Below are 18,505 nucleotides of genomic sequence, written 5' to 3'. Positions count from 1 at the left end.
AGGAGGAAACTTAATGGAAAACAACACTAACGAAAAACTAGTCCTTTTTAATGATGTAATAAAAAACATTGGTTTGAATTTATCAAAATCAATTGAAGATGAGAAGCTTAGAAAATTATTTTATAATTGCTTTATAGATACAATTGATACTACAGTTATTTATAATGAAGAAGAAAAAGATACCTTTGTAATAACAGGAGATATACCTGCAATGTGGCTTAGAGATTCAACATCTCAAGTAGAACATTACTTACCTTTTATAAATGAATATCCTGTATTAAAGGATTTATTTGTTGGACTTATTAATAGACAAATGAAATGTATTATGATTGATCCATATGCTAATGCCTTTAATAAAGAAGCTAACGGCAAAAAGTGGGACAATGATATAACTAAAGATAGCCCTTGGGTTTGGGAAAGAAAATATGAAATTGATTCACTTTGCTTTCCTATAAGATTAATATATAAATATTGGAAAAAATCTAATGATTCAAGTTTCTTTAACGAAGATATAAAAACTGTTTTTAATACAATAATAGACTTATGGCAAACAGAACAATATCACTTTGAAAAATCAGATTATTCCTTTCAAAGATTAAACTGTGCTCCAAGTGATACCTTATGCAATAACGGACTTGGAAATCCAGTTTCATATACTGGTATGACATGGTCAGGTTTTAGACCTAGTGATGATGCTTGTAAATATGGGTACTTAATACCTTCAAATATGTTTGCATCAGTAGTATTAAAGTATGTTGAAGAAATTGCAGAAGTTATTTATAAAGATTCAGAACTAGTTTTAAAGTCTAAAAATTTAAGAACTCAAATAGAAAAAGGAATTGAAAAGTTCGGCATAATTGAAAATAAAGATTTTGGCAAAATCTATGCTTATGAAACAGATGGACTTGGAAATTATAATTTTATGGATGATGCTAATGTTCCTAGTCTTTTATCTATTCCTTATATTGAATATAAACCAATTGATGATGAAATTTATCAAAACACTAGAAAGTTCATTTTGAGTAAAAATAATCCTTATTACTATGAAGGTAAAGTAGCTTCTGGTATTGGAAGTCCTCATACTCCAGATCAATATATCTGGCATATAGCTCTTTCAATGCAAGGTTTGACTTCTAATAATGAGGAAGAAATTAAATCTCTAATTGAAACTTTGATAAAATGCGATGGTAATACAAATTACATGCATGAAGGTTTCCATTGTGATGATTCGAAAAAGTTCACAAGAGACTGGTTTGCATGGTCCAATTCTCTATTTGCTGATTTTATATATAAAAAAATTCTTAAAAAATAATATTAAGGAGCTGTGTTATAAAGCAGCTCCTTTTCTTAATTTAATTATTCTTAACTATTTTTAAAGTTATCATTTATCTATTAAATTTCAATATATTGAGATTTATATAAGTTATAATAAAGTCCCTTCTCTTTAATCAATTCTTCATGAGTGCCCTCTTCTAATATATTTTTATTTCCTATAAACATTATCTTATCTGAATTAACTATGGTAGAAAGTCTATGAGCTATAACAAAGGAGGTTCTTCCTTTTAATAATTCCTCTATTCCTTCTTGAAGTAATGCTTCTGTTTCTGTATCTATACTTGAAGTTGCTTCATCTAAAATTAAAATCTTTGGATTTGATAATAAAACTCTTGCAAAGGATATAAGTTGCTTTTGTCCTACAGAAAGTCCATTTCCTTGTTCATTTAAGTATGTGTTGTATCCATCTTTAAATTCTCTTATAAAATCATCTGCTTTAACTATTTTAGCTGCCTCAATAACTTCTTCATCACTTGCATCTAACTTTCCATATCGTATATTATCCATTATTGTTCCAGAAAAAACAAAGGGATCTTGTAACATAACTCCTATTTCTTTTCTTAAAGATTTTAAAGTTACGTCATTTATATTTACACCATCAATTAAAATTTCTCCTGATTTTATATTATAAAATCTAGAAAGTAAGTTTACTATAGTAGTTTTCCCTGCTCCAGTTGGTCCTACTAAAGCTATTTTTTCTCCTTCCTTTATATTCATATTGATGTTTTCTAATATTAGAATGTCTTTTTCATATTCGAAACATACATCTTTAAAAGTTACATTTCCTTTAATATCACCTAATTCTATTGCATCTTCCTTATCATACTCTGGTTCTTCGTCCATAGCTTCAAAGATTCTCTCTAAGTAAGCCATAGCATTTATTAATGTGTTATAAAAGTTACCTATATTAGTTATTGGAGCCCAGAATATCCATACATATGCTATGAAAGCTGTTAAAAGTCCTAAAGAAACTGTATCTTTAAATATTAATATTCCAAAAATATATATAAGTGAAATAGAAAATACCGATATAGTTTCAATACTCGGCCAGATTAAAAAGTTCAGTTTAACTGCATTCATCCATGAATCACTACACTCCATAGAAAGTTCGTTGAATACCTCCATATTCTCTTTCTTTCTTGAAAAAGATTGGGTTACTTTTATACCATTTATACTTTCATGAATATAAGCATTTAAATTAGACTGTTTTGAGCTTAACTTTTGATGTGCTCTTCTTTGAGCATTTTTAATTGATAACATTACTAAAAGCAATAATGGAATACCTATTAAAGTTATAAGTGTAAGCTTTATGCTTAAAAATGACATGAAAACTATAGTCATAATAAGGGTAACCATGTCTGCAATTAAATTTACAAAACCATTTGATAAAATATCACTTAGTGAGTTTATATAATTAACAACTCTAACTAAAATTTTTCCATGTGGCCTTGAATCATAATAGTTAAAAGGTACATATTGAAGCTTTTTAAATAAATCATGTCTCATATCTACTAATATATTTTGCCCAACCTCACCCATAGTGTACATTCTATGCTTCATAATCTTTGCAATAGTTATAAAAATTAATACATATACTATAGAAATCAAGACTAACCCTTTAATATTTTTATTAGGTATATAATTATCTAAAGCTGTTTTTACAATAACTGGCCCAATAAGAGATATTGCACTAGATAACAACATTAAAAATACTGAAATAAATACTTTTGCCTTATATGGCTCCATATATTTTAATAATCTTTTTAAGTATCCTAAATTAAATCCAGCTTCCAATTCTTCATCTACGTTATATTTATTTCTTGCCATTTTATACTCCCTCCGCTCTTAAATCTAAATTTCCATATTGAGTATAAAAAATACTAGAATAGTAACCACCTTTTTTAATAAGGTCTTTGTGATTTCCTCTTTCAACTATTTTTCCATTGTCTAATACTAAAATTAAATCAGCTTGCTTTAAAGATGAAATTCTGTGAGCTATTATAAAAGTTGTTTTCTTTTCTTCCATATTCTTAAGTTCATATTGTATTTTTTTCTCTGTTTCCATATCTACAGCCGAAGTTACATCATCCAAAACAAATATTGATGAATCTTTCATCATAGCTCTTGCTAACGAAACTCTTTGTTTTTGTCCTCCTGAAAGGCCTACACCTCTTTCCCCTACAATAGTTTCATACCCATCTTCAAGCCTTTTTATAAATCCATGAGCCTGTGCTTTTTTAGCTATTTCTTTTATTTCATTAATATTTGCTTTTGGATTTCCATAAGCTATATTATCCTTAATTGTATCTGAAAATAAGAATATGTCTTGCATAGCAGTTGCTATATTTCTTCTTAATACATCTAATTCAATTTCCTTTATATTTACTCCATCAATATAAATTTCACCTTCTGTTGCATCGTAAAATCTTGATAATAAATTTATTATTAATGATTTTCCAGAACCCGTATGACCAACTAATCCTATAGTTTCTCCAGCCCTTACAGTAAATGAAACATTGTTTATAACTCTTCTTCCATCTAAATCTAAACTCACATTTTTAAATTCAATATTTCCTTTAAACTTTTTAACCTTAACTGTATCCACATTATTTTTTATATTACTTTCTGTGTTTAAAAGCTCTATTATCTTCTCTGAAGATGCTATAAACCTTTGAGTATCATTAATTAAATATCCACACATCCTCATAGGATTATTTAAAGCCCAAAGTAAACTATTAAAAATAACAAGTTCTCCAAAGGTTATTTTATTTATAATTACTAATATTCCTCCAACTAAAACCATAACTATAGTTAAACTATTTGATAAGAACTCTAACTTAGGAATATACTTTCTTGTAACTCTTATTGTATCTAAGTTTCTATCTCTATAATTTTTATTTTCCTTATTAAACTTATCTACTTCAAAATTTTCTCTACTAAAGGCCCTAACTACTCTATTACCACTTATATTTTCTTGAACTAATGAATTTAACCTTGAATAAGCTTCTCTAATATTATGAAAAGTAGGTGAAATTTCATTACTCATTTTAAATGTTAAAAATCCAATCATAGGAGATACAAGTAACATAAATATAGTTAAAGTAGAATTAACATACATCATTGATATAATGGCAAATAAAAATGTTGTAATACATGAAATAATATTATATACAACCCAGGCAATAAAATGTCTTATGGCATCTGTATCCCCTGTCATTCTAGCCATTAAATCTCCAGTTCTGACTTTACTATAAAAGTTAACATCAAGCTCCATTAACTTATCATATAAATCCGTTCTGATTTTAAATAATACATCCTGAGATATTTTTTCTAATATCATTTGAAAAATATATGCTATAATTCCTTTAAATACAACAATAAAAATCATAATGGATAAAAGAGGAAGTAATAAATTAGTTTCATTTTTTCCTAAAACCTTATCTACTATTTTTCCTGATATAAATGGATTAATCATATTAATCGCTGATGTAAATAATACTAATAATAATGCAAAGATGTATTTGTACTTATACTTCTTTAAATAACTAAATATCCATTTTAAGCTGTCCATAAATTAACTTCTCCTTATATTATTTATTTCTAACTTAGATTATAAAGAAGTTATTGAAAATAAAAATGTATTATATTAAACTTTAAATGTATATTATTATACTAATGAAAAATGTACTATTTAACTTCACTTATTATGATGTATACGTTATAAGTCACAATTGCCTTATGTAGTACATTTTAAATTTAAAATGAGTGAATTATAAAACTTTTAAGGAGATTTAGGATATGAGTAATATATACGCCAATATAGATAGCTATAATCCCCAAATTCTTTTTGTAATAGATGGTTACTGTTCTCCTGAAATACCAGTACCTGAAACTACTTATCACTGCCATGATGATTTCATTGAACTATCTTTTGTAACTTCAGGTTCTGTTGATTACTTAATTGAAGGTGATGAATATACATTAAAAAAAGGACAAGTTTTAATTTCTAATCCTGGAATTTATCATAAAGAATTATTTAATTCAAATACAAATTGCAGAGAACTTCATCTTGGTTTGACTAATGTTAATATATTTAATAATTATAAAAAAGATTTTATAGATATAGGAGATAAAAATGTATTAACTCTTAATACTTACAAAGATGAAATTTTAAAAACCTGTGAAGAAATAGTTGAAGAACAAAAAAATCATAAACAAACTTCTCCCTTTATGCTTAAATCACTTGTTATGAAGGTTCTTGTTCTTCTTCATAGAGAAATAAATGAAGAAATTCCAAACTTAAACTCACAAGAATTTTCCTTTAAATCTCGTGAAAAAAAAGCTATTGTTGAAACCATAACAAAATATCTAAATGAAAACTATACTCAAGATATTTCCTTGTACACCTTATCAAAAAATATGTACTTAAGCCCTGTGTATATTTCTAAGATATTTAAAGAAATTATGGGAGACTCACCTATAAATTATTTAATACAAATTAGACTTACTAAAGCAAAGGACTTATTAAAAGATAGCGAACTTTCTATAAAAACTATTGCTAAGATGGTAGGATACAATGATCCCTATTATTTCAGTAAACTATATAAAAAGTACTATGGAATATCTCCAAATAAAGTAAGATCTTAAGTAATGATTAAACAATTATCTATAAAGATAAAAAATATGTTAGTATTTTTCCATATACTAACATATTTTTGAATTTATTATTATATTATTAATAATTTAATTTTCTATTGATGAACTACCATGTTCTCCTAAAAAGTTTGCTAAAGCTCCAATTAAATTTGCATCTTTTTTATGTGTACATGTTGCTATATTAGGTTTTACCTTAGCAATTTTTATTTTACCTAATAAGTAATCCAACCTGTTGTTAATTTCACTAACAAAGTCTTCTCTCTCTGAAATTGCACCACCTAAAAGGATTATATCTGGATCATATATATATTGAAGATTAAATATTCCCTTTGCTAAATTCAAATAAAATCTATCTATTACTTCCTCACATATTTTATTTCCTTTTTTCGCTTCCTCAAAAACTTTTTTTCCATCCCAGGAATCATCATTGTAATATTTTCTTACCTTTCTAACAAAAGACATTGTAGAAGCCACTTCACTAAAGTTATAAAACTCTCCTGATTCTTCTTCCATTAACATATACCCAAACTCTCCACCATGAAGATTTTTACCATGATGTATTTCACCATTGTGAATTATAGCTCCACCTATTCCTGTACCACAAACTACAAACATAATATCCTTTATATCTTTTCCTGCTCCATTAAAAGCCTCTGCTAAAGCTGCACAATTAGCATCATTTTCAATACTTACCTTCAAGTTAAACTTGTTAAACAATATTTCCTTCCAATTAGGACCATGAATACAAGGTATAGCACTAGCTCCACCTATAATTCCCACTTTAGAATCTACAGCTCCAGGAGAGCTTATAGCTATGCCCTCTATATCATATCTTTCCTTTATATCTTCTATCCACTTAAATATTGTATCTTTAAATAATTCTATTTCATGGTAAACCTTAAGTTCATCTTTATAATATATTTTCCCTAAATTATCTAAAACTCCAACCTTTATTGAAGTTCCTCCTATATCTATACATGCTATCATTTATATCCCTCCTAAATTTATAATAATTAAATAAAAAGCTTCAACTTAAATTTCACAATTAAAAATCTATATTAGAATAAATAATTAATGAAAGGGGCTGTCTTAAACAGCCCCTTAATGTATGATTTTTAATTGTGAATTTAAACACTCTTATTTATTTGCTTTCCATGCATCTACTTGTTTTTGCATTTCAGCAATAACCTTATCTATGCCTTGTTCCTTTAATTTAGAATTCAATTTACCTAAATATTCATCAATATCTACAGAACCACTATAAATTGTTGCTTTAAATTCTTCAAGAACATTATTTATTGCAGCAATTTCAGTTGAAACACTTGAAGAATCAAATTTAAATCCTAAAGCTGGTGATACCTTTGCTTTATTGTTAAAGTCTTGGAAATCATCCCATTTAGTATCTGGTTCATTTTCTAATTTATAAGTTATAAATAAGTTTCCTAATGAGAAATATGGTACATCATAATTTTTTTGATCTGGGTTAAGTATCTTTATGTGTTCAGAATCAACCTTCTCATAGTGAACTCCTTCAACACCATAGTTAATTAAGTTTCTTAAATATTCATCAGTATTTAATAATGATAAGAATTCAAATGCTTTATCTTTATTCTTTGAGTTACTTGATACAGCTATTAATGAACCAGTTGTTGAACCATTAGTTATTACTGTATCATCTATAGGAGAGGATACTACTGGATAATTTAATGATTTTGACCATAGAGTATCTGCATATGGTTGACCATCACCCTTTGACACAAAACGCTTAACAGCTTTATCGTCTTGAGCTGTTGCAGCATCGGCATTTATATATCCTGCTTTATAGTATCTTCTTAAAGTTTCTAAACTCTTTTTCATTTCATTTGTTTCAAACATATTCTTAATAGTTAGTGAATCATCATTAATTTCTACACCAACAGGATCAACTAATTGATCAAAGAAAACTGTGTAAGAGAATCCTTTAGTTATATATAAAGGAGTTACATCTGGTTCATTTTCCTTTATCACCTTTAACCATGGTTCTAAATCTTCTAAACTGTGGATATCTTGGTATGGTATATTATATTTATCAACATATTCTTTAGTAAATACCCACATTGGCGCTACACCAAGTTCTTTTTGGTTTGGAACTCCATATATTTTTCCGTCTATAGTTGCACCTTCCCAGAATCTTGGATCAACTGTATCCTTTAATTCTTTTCCAGCATCTGAATTTAAATAATCATCTAAAGCTAAGAATGCACCCTTTCTTGAATTGCCTAAATAATCTCCAGCCCATGAGCAAGTAAATGCTAAATCATAGTCTTCTCCTGAGTTTATTATTACTGACATTTTTTGATTGTAATCACCAAAGCCTATAAACTTCATGTCTATATTAGCATTGATTTTTTCTTCTAAATATTTATTAGCTTCAGCTAAAACTTTATCTAGATCCTTTGGTTCCTCGCCGATTGCATACCAAGTTAATGTTGTTGGTGCGCCACCTTTTGAACCTGAATCTCCTGAAGACTTAGCACAGCCTGTAAAGATTGAAGTTGCCATTAATGCACAAGTTGCTAAGGCAAGCATCTTTTTTATTTTTATCATGGTTTTTATTCCCCCTTGTTTAATAACGTTTACAACTTGATTATAGTATTTAACTTTAACATTTTATAGTGTACTTATTTTATATTTTATTAACAAAATCTAGGTTGTTTTATTTTATTAATTCTATAATACTATAATAAAATTTTCTCTATTATTCAAATTTAATGTACAAATTTTTTATATAAAATTTTTCCACTTTTTATAAAATTAATACACTTATTCTCAAAAATTTCTTATGTTAAACTTGTAATAATCGTTTACATAGTAAAAGATTTTAATTTAAAATTACAAGGGGGATAAAAATGATTTCCAAAAAGTCAAAAGTAATAATTACTCTAACTCTTGCTTGTTCATTAACAGCAGGATTAATTTCATGCTCAGACTCTTCTTCTTTTAGTAGAGATTCTAAAATTAAATACTCTATTACTGCTGAAGCTGGTGATGCAGCTGAATTAAAAATGAATAACATGCCAACAGCACCATATTGGTTTCCAAATCAATTATTAGAATGGGATCCAAGTACAGATGAAAACATTGAATTTAATAAAAGTGTTGTTCCACTTGCCACTAGGGCTTCAAAGGATAAGTTAGAAGCTGTTAACTCAACTCAAAACAAAGATTTCAATGTTGTGGCATTATCAATCATGAACTCTAGTACAAGCGGTAATCCATCTCAAGGTTCAAATAAATTTGGTGCTAATACATTTTCCTATTGGCAATATATAGATAAACTTGTTTATTGGGGTGGATCATCAGGTGAAGGAATAATAGTTCCTCCTAGTGCTGATGTAATAGATTCTGCTCATAAAAATGGTGTTCCTGTTCTTGGAACTATATTTTTCCCTATGGTACAACATGGTGGTAAACCTCAATGGTTAGATGAGTTTTTACAAAAAGATAGTGATGGGAACTTCCCTATGGTTGATAAGCTAATAGAGGTTTGTGAAACTATAGGATTTGATGGTTGGTTCATAAATGAAGAAACTGGATTAAGTAAAGATGATAATGATGATATATCGAAAGAATCTTCTAAAATAACTAAAGAACATGCTAAGCTTATGCAAGAGTTTATTAAAGCCTTCAAGAAAAAGTCTGAAAATAAACTAGAAGTAATGTGGTATGATTCATTAACAAAAGATGGTGAAATGGATTGGCAAAATGCATTAACAGATAAAAATGACTACTTCTTAATTGATGGAGATAAAGAAAAAGTTGCTGATAGCATGTTCCTAAACTTCTGGTGGACAAATAAAAAGCTTGCAGAAAAACAACTTTTAAAAGCATCTAACGATAAAGCAAAGGAAATTGGAATAAATCCTTATGATCTTTATGCTGGAATTGATCTTCAAGCAAATGGTATAGCTACTCCTATACGCTGGGACTTATTTGAAGGAGAAAATAAATCTCCTTATACTTCTCTTGGGCTATACTGTCCAAGCTGGACATATTACTCTGCAAGTAATATAGATGAATTCCATTCTAAAGAAAATAGGTTATGGGTAAATGAATTTGGCAACCCATCTAAAGGAACTGAAGTTACAGGAACAGATTTTAGAGGAATATCAACTTATGCTATAGAAAAAACTTCTATAACTTCATTACCTTTTAATACTAACTTTAACTTCGGTAATGGTTATAATTTCTTTATTAATGGAGAAAAAGTTTCTAATCTTGATTGGAATAATAGAAGTCTTGCAGATATAATGCCAACTTATAGATGGATAATAGATAATGCAGGTTCAAATACAATTAAAGCTTCAATAGATTATGCTAATGCTTACTATGGTGGTAATTCAATAAAACTTGCTGGTAATTTGGGGGCAAATGAATCATCAACAATAAAATTATTTAGCGCTGATTTAATATTAGAAAAAGGAAGCAAGTTTACAACAATAGCAAAATCTAGCTCAGATGTATCCCTTGATTTAATATTAAATTTCCATGATGGTAGCACTGAAGAAATTAAGGGTAAATCCAAAGTTGGTACTGAATGGACTACTGTAGAATATGATATTTCTAAATTTACAGGAAAATCTATTAAAACTATATCCTATAAACTTTCAAGTAAAGATGCTATATCTAACTTAAGTTTAAATTTAGGTAATATACACATTACAGGTTCAGAAAAACTAAAAGCTGTTGATGTTAAAAATGTTACGGTGGATAATACAATATTTGAAGAAGATAATATGTATGCAGGAGTTAGACTTTCCTTTGAAGGTTCTAATAAAGAAAATTTAAGCCATTATGAAATATATAAAGTAAATGATGATAAAACAAGAACATTCTTAGGCGCTACTCCAAATAGTAAATATTTTATTAATGCACTTCCAAGAGATGAAAAATCTAATACTACTACTTTTGAAGTTGTTGCTATAAATAAAAACATGACTGTTGGAAAATCTAGCACAGTAAAAATGGAATGGCCTGATAATAGTATCCCAAGAGCTAACTTTAAGGCTTCAAAAACATTAGTTGCTCCAGGAGAAGAAATACAATTTGAAAACTTAAGTTCTAAAGTAACTGAATCCGTTGAATGGAAATTTGAAGGTGCAACTACTGAATCAAGTACTGAAATGTCCCCAAAGGTTAAATATGATAAAGAAGGTACCTATACTGTTACATTAACAGCTAAAAGTAAATCTGGTGAAGATGTTAAGGTAATGGAAGAATTAATAACAGTATCAAATGATGCTAAAGATAACTTTAAAAACCTTTCTCTTAACAAAACTGCTGAAGCTTCTAGTTATGTAAATCCAAATGAAGCTCCTAAGTTTGCCTTTGATGGAAAACTAGATACTAAATGGTGTGCTGTCGGTACTCCTCCTCACAATATAGTAGTTGATCTTGGTAAAGTAATGACTGTAAGTGAAGTTAGAATAGCACATGCTGAAGCAGGTAAGGAAAGCCCTGATATGAATACTTCTGATTATACTATAGAAGTTAGTGAAGATGGAAAGAACTTTACTGAAGTTACTTCTATAAAAAAGAATACAAAAAGTAATACTATAGATACTTTTAAAGCTACTAAAGCTCAATACGTAAGAATAACTGCAACAAAACCAACTCAAGGTTCAGACTCTGCAGTAAGACTTTATGAAATTGAAGTTTATGGTATTAATAAATAGTTTCTTATTATAGGTAAAAAATATAAGGACAGTATTTAGTTTTATATAAATCTAAATACTGTCCTTTTCAATAATTATAAACTTTACTTATACTACTTAATTCTTTTTACCTCTATTGTTTTTGGATTATAATCCACATATTTTTTACGCTTTTTATTTATTTCTTCTATATTAGTAAAATATTTTCTCATAGTATCTTGTATTTCAAAGAAATGATCCTTAGCTCCACTTCCATCTAACATAGATTTTCTTTTTCCATCTTCCTCTATTATAAATTTCCATTTTCCATTTTCATCTTTTTTTATATCTCCACCACAATGACATATTGGACATTCTATTATAAAACCATCTTCATTCCAATGTGGCTCTCCTAATGATAAAACATTAGAATGACAAATAGGACACCACCCAAGATTCTCATCTCCAAGAAAATCTACTTCATTATAATTTTTAATTCCATTAACTATATTTTCTCCAAGCTTAGCTGCTCTTTCTAAATTTTCCTCATTAAGAACAACTTGTCCAGGTCTTGGTGCACGATTTATCATAACTTGATCAACTACCTTAATATCTTGTGTCAATAATGTTATATTTATGCTTTCTAAGGTAATTGACATCCAACTCCTAGTAGAACCTCCATTTGCAATAATTCCACCAACTCTATGTTTAAAGTAAGCAGGATTATTTACTTGCTTATGAAAATTAGGTTCATATGCTAAATGACGATCTGTAAAAATTCTATATAAACCTGAAGGCATAAAGGAATATGATGGTACAACTACAATTACTCCATCTGCATCTAACCATTCTTTCATAATTGTGTCCATATCATCTTTATCTTTGTAAACACATTCAGGTGCTTCCCCCTTTTGTGTAAACTTTACTGTACAAGATTCACAACCAGAACAAGGTGTAATATTATAATTATGAAGGTTAATCATCTTAACCTCTGCTCCCAATTCTTCTGCTCTCATTAAGGCTGCTTTAGCTAATATTTCACCATTGCCATTTTTCCTACCTGCAGTAACTGCTAAAATCTTCATAAATCCTTCCTCCATACTCTAAGATTAAAAATCATTTATTATATTTCTGCTGCTGTATCAAAACCAGAATGAACAGCAGAATAAACATTTCCTATTTCTTTTCCATCTCCAATTATATAAACTTCTGTTTCTGGAAGTGCACATCTAAGATTATTTATGACATCTTTACGTGGTCTCATTCCTAGTGCTAAAACAACTGTATCTGCTTCATATTCTACCCATTGGAATCTAGAATTAATTGTCTTAATTCCTTTATCAGTTATTTCTTCTAATTTAGTATTTGTTACAACCTTAACTCCATATTTCATTAATAAAGATTGTAATGAAAATCTATTAATTAGTGATGAACCATTAAGTAATGCTTCTGGTCCCTTCATTTCTATAAGTGTCACATCCTTACCTTTCATAGCTAAATCAACAGCAGATTCAGCTCCTGTAAGTCCTCCACCAACAACTACTACTTTATCTCTCACAGGTACTCTTCCACAATCAACGTCCCCTGACCAATGAACGTATTCTTTATCAATCCCTGGTATATTAGGTATAATTGGTGTAGCTCCAACAGCTAAAATTAATGCATCTGGATTTTCTTTCTTAATAATTTCTTCAGTAGCTTCTTGATTTAGCTTTATTCTTGCACCAGATTTTAATGTTTGAGCCACTATCCAATGTAAATAATTCTTTAAATCTTTTTTAAATTCTAGATCTGTAGCATGTTTCAAAGTTCCTCCTAAGCTATTTTCTTTTTCAAAAAGTACAACCTCATGCCCTCTTTCAATAGCTGTAAGTGCAGCTTGCATCCCCGCTGGACCTCCACCAACTATTACAACCTTTTTCTTAACATCTGCCTTTTGAACTTTTCCATCTGGATACCTTGTTTCACGTCCATTAGTAGGGTTAACAGCACATCTAGTTTTCTTAAAAAATGCTGAACGTCCACAACAAGTATTGCAACGAACACATGGACGTACATCTTCAACTTTACCAAGAGCAGTTTTTCTCATAAACTCTGGATCCGCTACAAAAGGTCTTGCCATAGAAACAAAGTCCACTAAACCTCTTCCTAGTATTTCTTCTGCATTGTCTAAAGTCATAACAGAACCAACAGTTGCTACATATAAATCGTTACCTACTGCCTTTTTAATTTCTTCAGCCAAATGTACATTTAACATATATGGTACATATAATGGCTGAATCATATATTGAATTGTAAATGGATTTGGAAGCATTCCCGCTGAAACATGAAGTATATCTATTTTATCTTTTATTAATTTTACAAATTCAATAACTTCCTGAAGCTTCATTCCACCTTCTACTAATTCATCGGCACTAATTCTATATTCTATTATAAAATCTTGTCCAACTCTTCTACGTACAGCATCTAATAATTCAATACAAAAACGTGCTCTATTTTCGAAACTTCCACCATATCTATCAGTACGTTTATTTACATATTGAGATAAAAATTGTGATGGTAGCATACCATGAGCTCCATGAATCATAACCATTTTAAATCCACTATCTTTACATCTTCCAGCTGCATCTGCATAATCTTGAATTGTCTTATTTATTAATGAAATACTCATTTCCTCAACTTCGGCTGGTGTTTTTCCTTGAAGCTTAGAAAAGTACTCGTCAATTTCAGCTGGTTTTGGAGTAGAGCTAACTGGTTTTAAACCCTTAGATGCTAAATTCATTGAATTAGCAAAACGTCCTCCATGATTTAACTCTATAGATATTAATGCTCCATATCTTTGTATTTCATCTGCTAAATCATCTAATCCCATTTTAACATTATCATCACCTAAATTAATTTGTCCTTCATGATCCATTGCATGTTGCCAGTTTACTGCTGAATCTCCTACTGTAACTATTGCTGCTCCTCCTCTAGCAAAAGGTCTATAAAATTCAATTACTTCCTTTGTAACCCACCCTTCCGGTGTTGCCATACATGGCACCATAGGCGCTACTTCTATCCTATTTTTAAATTCTACTCCTTTTATTGTAATTGGTGAAAATACATTTTTATATTTACTCATTATTTCTTCCTCCTTTTTAATTTTTCAACATATTGTTAGCAAATTTTATTAAAAACTAAACTATTTCCCCATTCATTTCTCTATATAAACTTGGTAAAATATTAGCTAAATTGGTATATTCCTCAACATTGTGGAAAGCTAGTCCCATCGGTGCCTGAATTGGAATTTGTACTCCATCTGGAATAAGCTTACAAAACTTTTTATCAATTATGTTGTAACCCATCCAAAATCTAGTACGGGATTCTATTCCACCAGGTACTTCTCTAAATAAATGCATCATTACTGCTGGTGCTTTAGGTCCACCTACTCTTGATTGAGCTAATCCATTACCGCATACTATTGTAATATTTTTTTCTTTAAGCTCCTTTGAATCAAAACCTATTTCTTCTGGAGTTAAAAATGAAATTCGGATATCTTCTGGTCCATTCCCTGTGTCCTCTATTACATAATGTACACGTCCTTGAAATTTTTCTAACATTGGTGTTTCTGGATTAAGTATTTTTTCTCTATCTTCGTCACTTATAGATATTCCATAATGCCCAGTTCTAAACCAAAGCATATATCTTAAGTCCTCTAATGCATGCCAAGCAAACCACCAATTAATCATATCTATTGAAACACCTGGAAACTTATTATTTACAGCTACATAAGCTGCTCCATTTGGTAAAGTACAATATCCAGTTTCCACTTCATCATATCCAGCCTCAAGTAATTTTTTTATATTTTCTGGATTTAATGCTTTATCAGGATTCATAGGTCCTTTCTTCAAAATTCCCATTAATTCTTCATTTGGAGTTGCAATGGGTTTATAAAAATACTTGGAATATGACTTTTCTTTTTCCTCTTTTTTTAATTCTCTTTTTAACTCCTTTATCATAGCTATCTCTCCTTATTTATTAATATTTAGTAATCCTTTTCAAAATTAAATACATTCACTTCCTTGTTTATATTTTATCAATGTTAATGATTTAATTAAAATGCTTCTTTGTTATCACTGTGATACTTTAATAACATAATGCTTTGATAAAATAATACTTTTTTGTATTAAATAAATAATACTTATATATAATTTCTTAAAAAGCAAAAAGCTAGTAGATATAATAATTACTATCTACTAGCTTAAATTTTATAAATTTATTAATTTCACTTCACTTAAAACTCCATTTACAAAATGCGGAATGCTTGAATTCATATTTTCTTTTTTCCATGCCATTATAACATCTATATAATCATTTTCTACTTTGAAAACTTTTATATTTTTATTATTATATCTTACTTGTGAGTCAAATAATGCAACTCCTAATCCAGCTTCTACACATAATAATACCGATTCTACATTTGGAAGCTGCTTTACTATTTTAGGTTCAAAACCATTCTTTCTACATATATTTATTATTGCATCAAATCCTTTAGGTGATTCATCCCTAGAAATTATAACAAATTTTTCATTTTTAAGATCTTGGATACTTAAATTAGAATAGCTAGCTAATGGATTAGATGAATCCATTACAATATAAGAATTCCCTCTATATACTGTATCCCATAAAATTCCTAATGAATCATCAATTTCGAAGGAAAGTGTAAATATTATATCTAGTTTCCCATTTATCATTTTTTCTCTTAGTTCTCTGAAACTATGACTCTCTAAAATTAAATTAATATTCTTATGTTTCTCTTTAAATTTTCTAATAATATTTGGTAAAAATGTACTAGTATTCATGGATTCTAAACATCCAATAGTTAAAGTACAATTCTCACCTAAATTAGGTTCTTTAGCATTTTCTATAGCATTTTCTATATAGTCTATAACTCCATTAATTTCATTAAATAGAACTATTCCTGCAGATGTTAATCTTACATTCCTATTTGTTCTAAAAAAAAGTTTAGTTCCTATCTCATTTTCTAAGATTGCAATTTGTCTACTTAAAGAGGGTTGCGAAACATATAAACTTTTAGCTGCTTCTGTAAAGTTTAAATGTTTTGCTGTAGCAAGAAAGTATTCAATCTGAAGTAAGGTAACTTTTTCGTATTTCACATAACTCCCCCCGATATACCCTTGGTTTCTATAAGAATTAATAACACATTAATTATACCATAAATTGTAATCAATATGAATTCTATATATACTTAAACCTCATACTTTAGACACTGTTCTCTGTAAAATCTTCTATACTATATCTTTTATTTATAATAATTCTTTAACACAAGCTATATAGTAACGTCTTCCGTTAGCACTAGTTTGAAGCTTTGATAAAGCCATTTTAATTTATTTTTTAATCCATCTATCAATATATGAATTGTCTAAAAAATTATTTTTATATAAATAATCCCTAAGTGTTATTCTAAGATATTCTACATTATATCTCACATTTATATTATTAGCTAAATCTCTATAACCAGTACCTCTTTGCAAATAATCTGAAGTAGCAACACTATAATATTTCTCTTCATCTAGCTCTTTGCCATTTATAATTATTTTATTAATTTTATTACCATCATGTTCAATTAAGGCACCTGAAATATGGAGCCTTCCTAAAAATCTTCCCCTAAAGCCTGATCCAGCTCCATCTTTATAACAAAACTCTGGATCTAATGATTGCTCTAAAGCTTTCTTTATATACTTCCCTTGTATCTCCATATATGTTGGATTTAATGGTGATGGACATATTTCAATTAATTTCTTAAAGGATACTTCCCCTTTTCTTATACCACTATTTATAATTCCACTATTAATTAAACCAATATCACAATTAAGTACATCCCTAACAGCATCAGCTAACAAATTAGTTATGGGATTTTCCTCTACTACATCATGCCACATATCTCTATCAATACTGTAAAGAGGTAATCCAAGGTTATCATTTGCAGTTTTTTTATTTTTCTCAATTATCTTGATAATATTTTCATCCATTTCTACATCTTTTATATTAATATTTATTCCATTAATTTCACTTATATTTCCATTATACTCGAATTCTAAAAGACCTAAATTTTCACCATAACATCCTGACATATGAACAACAGTATTTTTTATTACTCTAGGCTCTGCCATAAGTTCATGACTATGACCATCAATTATAATGTCTATTCCCTCCATAGTATTAGCTATATCAGTATCTTCAATGAGACCCAAATGAGAAAGTAAAATACATATATCATATTTTCCTTTATTATCACTTAATTCTTTTTGAATCTGCTCTTTATAATCAAGAGTATTCATCCCTAAAAGATGAAGAAATATTTTAAAGTTAGGTGATGTTCCTATTATTAAAAATCTTACACCAGATTTAGTAACTATAATACTTCTCTTAACACCTAAAATCATACTTCCATCCAATTTAACTAAGTTACATGATAAAAATGGTAAACAATCATTCTTCACCATAAAACCTAATGTGTCTAAACCTTCAAACGCTTCATTATTACCAATTGCAATAGCTTCATACCCTGCCTCCAAAAGCAACTCTCTTCCTGCTTTTCCACTTGTTCCTTGAAGCATTACATCTTTAAAATCATGATAATCTCCTGCATCTAAAACTAATGTGTTTTCATCTTTTAACTCTTTTATTTTAGTAGTAAGTTTAGCAAAGTTTTCAAATCTACTGTGAACATCATTAGTATGTAATATCTTAAATCTCATAATTCTATGCCCCTTTTAATTCCTTTTATTCTTAACCATTATATTAAGTTCCACTACTCTAAACAAAAAGAGGACATA

At 28.8% G+C, this 18,505-nt stretch carries 12 protein-coding genes; 3 read left to right on the top strand and 9 right to left on the bottom strand.

Annotated elements, in window-relative coordinates; translation table 11 throughout:
- Nucleotides 1-13 precede the first annotated feature (13 nt).
- Nucleotides 14-1,312 (top strand): glycoside hydrolase family 125 protein, encoded by a 1,299-nt coding sequence (locus BN6774_RS06630; protein WP_066891559.1) that lies wholly within the window; start codon nt 14-16, stop codon nt 1,310-1,312.
- 80 nt (nt 1,313-1,392) lie between these two features.
- On the opposite strand, the gene BN6774_RS06625 is transcribed toward BN6774_RS06630, so the two are convergent.
- Together BN6774_RS06625 and BN6774_RS06620 are read right to left on the bottom strand one after the other, a co-directional pair.
- Nucleotides 1,393-3,162: an ABC transporter ATP-binding protein gene (locus tag BN6774_RS06625; RefSeq protein WP_066891557.1), complete on the bottom strand. Its 1,770-nt coding sequence runs from the start codon at nt 3,160-3,162 to the stop codon at nt 1,393-1,395.
- Between the two features lies 1 nt (nt 3,163).
- Nucleotides 3,164-4,906: an ABC transporter ATP-binding protein gene (locus BN6774_RS06620; RefSeq protein ID WP_066891554.1), complete on the bottom strand. Its 1,743-nt coding sequence runs from the start codon at nt 4,904-4,906 to the stop codon at nt 3,164-3,166.
- A gap of 227 nt (nt 4,907-5,133) precedes the next feature.
- Here BN6774_RS06620 and BN6774_RS06615 point away from each other — a divergent pair, with 227 nt between their 5' ends.
- Nucleotides 5,134-5,982 (top strand): AraC family transcriptional regulator, encoded by an 849-nt coding sequence (locus BN6774_RS06615; RefSeq protein ID WP_066891551.1) that lies wholly within the window; start codon nt 5,134-5,136, stop codon nt 5,980-5,982.
- 96 nt (nt 5,983-6,078) lie between these two features.
- Here the strand turns inward: BN6774_RS06615 and BN6774_RS06610 are convergent, their stop codons facing one another.
- Nucleotides 6,079-6,978 (bottom strand): ROK family protein, encoded by a 900-nt coding sequence (locus BN6774_RS06610; protein WP_066891548.1) that lies wholly within the window; start codon nt 6,976-6,978, stop codon nt 6,079-6,081.
- A 150-nt stretch (nt 6,979-7,128) separates the two neighbouring features.
- Nucleotides 7,129-8,577 carry an ABC transporter substrate-binding protein gene (locus BN6774_RS06605; protein WP_066891546.1) on the bottom strand — a complete coding sequence of 483 codons (1,449 nt, stop codon included), beginning with the start codon at nt 8,575-8,577 and terminating at the stop codon, nt 7,129-7,131.
- Between the two features lie 302 nt (nt 8,578-8,879).
- On the opposite strand from BN6774_RS06605, the gene BN6774_RS06600 reads away from it, so the two are divergent.
- The gene (locus tag BN6774_RS06600) at nt 8,880-11,705 is read left to right on the top strand and encodes an endo-beta-N-acetylglucosaminidase (RefSeq protein WP_066891543.1); all 2,826 of its coding nucleotides are present in this window, start codon (nt 8,880-8,882) and stop codon (nt 11,703-11,705) included.
- A gap of 92 nt (nt 11,706-11,797) precedes the next feature.
- Here BN6774_RS06600 and BN6774_RS06595 read toward each other — a convergent pair whose 3' ends face one another.
- The 5 genes from BN6774_RS06595 to BN6774_RS06575 all read right to left on the bottom strand — a co-directional run bounded on the left by BN6774_RS06595 (nt 11,798) and on the right by BN6774_RS06575 (nt 18,427).
- Complete coding sequence (locus BN6774_RS06595; RefSeq protein WP_066891540.1) at nt 11,798-12,748, bottom strand: flavodoxin family protein; 951 nt, start codon at nt 12,746-12,748, stop codon at nt 11,798-11,800.
- Between the two features lie 38 nt (nt 12,749-12,786).
- Nucleotides 12,787-14,787, bottom strand: coding sequence for an oxidoreductase (locus BN6774_RS06590; RefSeq protein WP_066891537.1), 2,001 nt, complete (start codon nt 14,785-14,787; stop codon nt 12,787-12,789).
- 55 nt (nt 14,788-14,842) lie between these two features.
- On the bottom strand, nt 14,843-15,664 hold the full coding sequence (locus BN6774_RS06585; RefSeq protein ID WP_066891534.1) for a DAPG hydrolase family protein: 822 nt from the start codon (nt 15,662-15,664) through the stop codon (nt 14,843-14,845).
- Between the two features lie 249 nt (nt 15,665-15,913).
- Nucleotides 15,914-16,822, bottom strand: coding sequence for a LysR substrate-binding domain-containing protein (locus BN6774_RS06580; RefSeq protein WP_066891530.1), 909 nt, complete (start codon nt 16,820-16,822; stop codon nt 15,914-15,916).
- Nucleotides 16,823-17,053: 231 nt separating this feature from the next.
- Nucleotides 17,054-18,427 (bottom strand): bifunctional metallophosphatase/5'-nucleotidase, encoded by a 1,374-nt coding sequence (locus tag BN6774_RS06575; RefSeq protein ID WP_066891527.1) that lies wholly within the window; start codon nt 18,425-18,427, stop codon nt 17,054-17,056.
- Nucleotides 18,428-18,505 lie beyond the last annotated feature (78 nt).

The organism is Clostridium nigeriense, from assembly GCF_900086595.1.
Classification (GTDB): Bacteria; Bacillota; Clostridia; order Clostridiales; family Clostridiaceae; genus Clostridium; species Clostridium nigeriense.
Note: the sequence above shows the minus strand (reverse complement) of the source record. Positions and strands in the feature narration are given on the sequence as shown.

Excerpts from the sequence above, each read along its gene's own strand:
- BN6774_RS06630 (WP_066891559.1), top strand. The coding sequence starts at position 14 with ATGGAAAACAACACTAACGAAAAACTAGTCCTTTTTAATGATGTAATA.
- BN6774_RS06600 (WP_066891543.1), top strand. The coding sequence starts at position 8,880 with ATGATTTCCAAAAAGTCAAAAGTAATAATTACTCTAACTCTTGCTTGT.
- BN6774_RS06575 (WP_066891527.1), bottom strand. The coding sequence starts at position 18,427 with ATGAGATTTAAGATATTACATACTAATGATGTTCACAGTAGATTTGAA.
- BN6774_RS06595 (WP_066891540.1), bottom strand. The coding sequence starts at position 12,748 with ATGAAGATTTTAGCAGTTACTGCAGGTAGGAAAAATGGCAATGGTGAA.
- BN6774_RS06610 (WP_066891548.1), bottom strand. The coding sequence starts at position 6,978 with ATGATAGCATGTATAGATATAGGAGGAACTTCAATAAAGGTTGGAGTT.
- BN6774_RS06590 (WP_066891537.1), bottom strand. The coding sequence starts at position 14,787 with ATGAGTAAATATAAAAATGTATTTTCACCAATTACAATAAAAGGAGTA.
- BN6774_RS06605 (WP_066891546.1), bottom strand. The coding sequence starts at position 8,577 with ATGATAAAAATAAAAAAGATGCTTGCCTTAGCAACTTGTGCATTAATG.
- BN6774_RS06615 (WP_066891551.1), top strand. The coding sequence starts at position 5,134 with ATGAGTAATATATACGCCAATATAGATAGCTATAATCCCCAAATTCTT.
- BN6774_RS06625 (WP_066891557.1), bottom strand. The coding sequence starts at position 3,162 with ATGGCAAGAAATAAATATAACGTAGATGAAGAATTGGAAGCTGGATTT.
- BN6774_RS06585 (WP_066891534.1), bottom strand. The coding sequence starts at position 15,664 with ATGATAAAGGAGTTAAAAAGAGAATTAAAAAAAGAGGAAAAAGAAAAG.
- BN6774_RS06620 (WP_066891554.1), bottom strand. The coding sequence starts at position 4,906 with ATGGACAGCTTAAAATGGATATTTAGTTATTTAAAGAAGTATAAGTAC.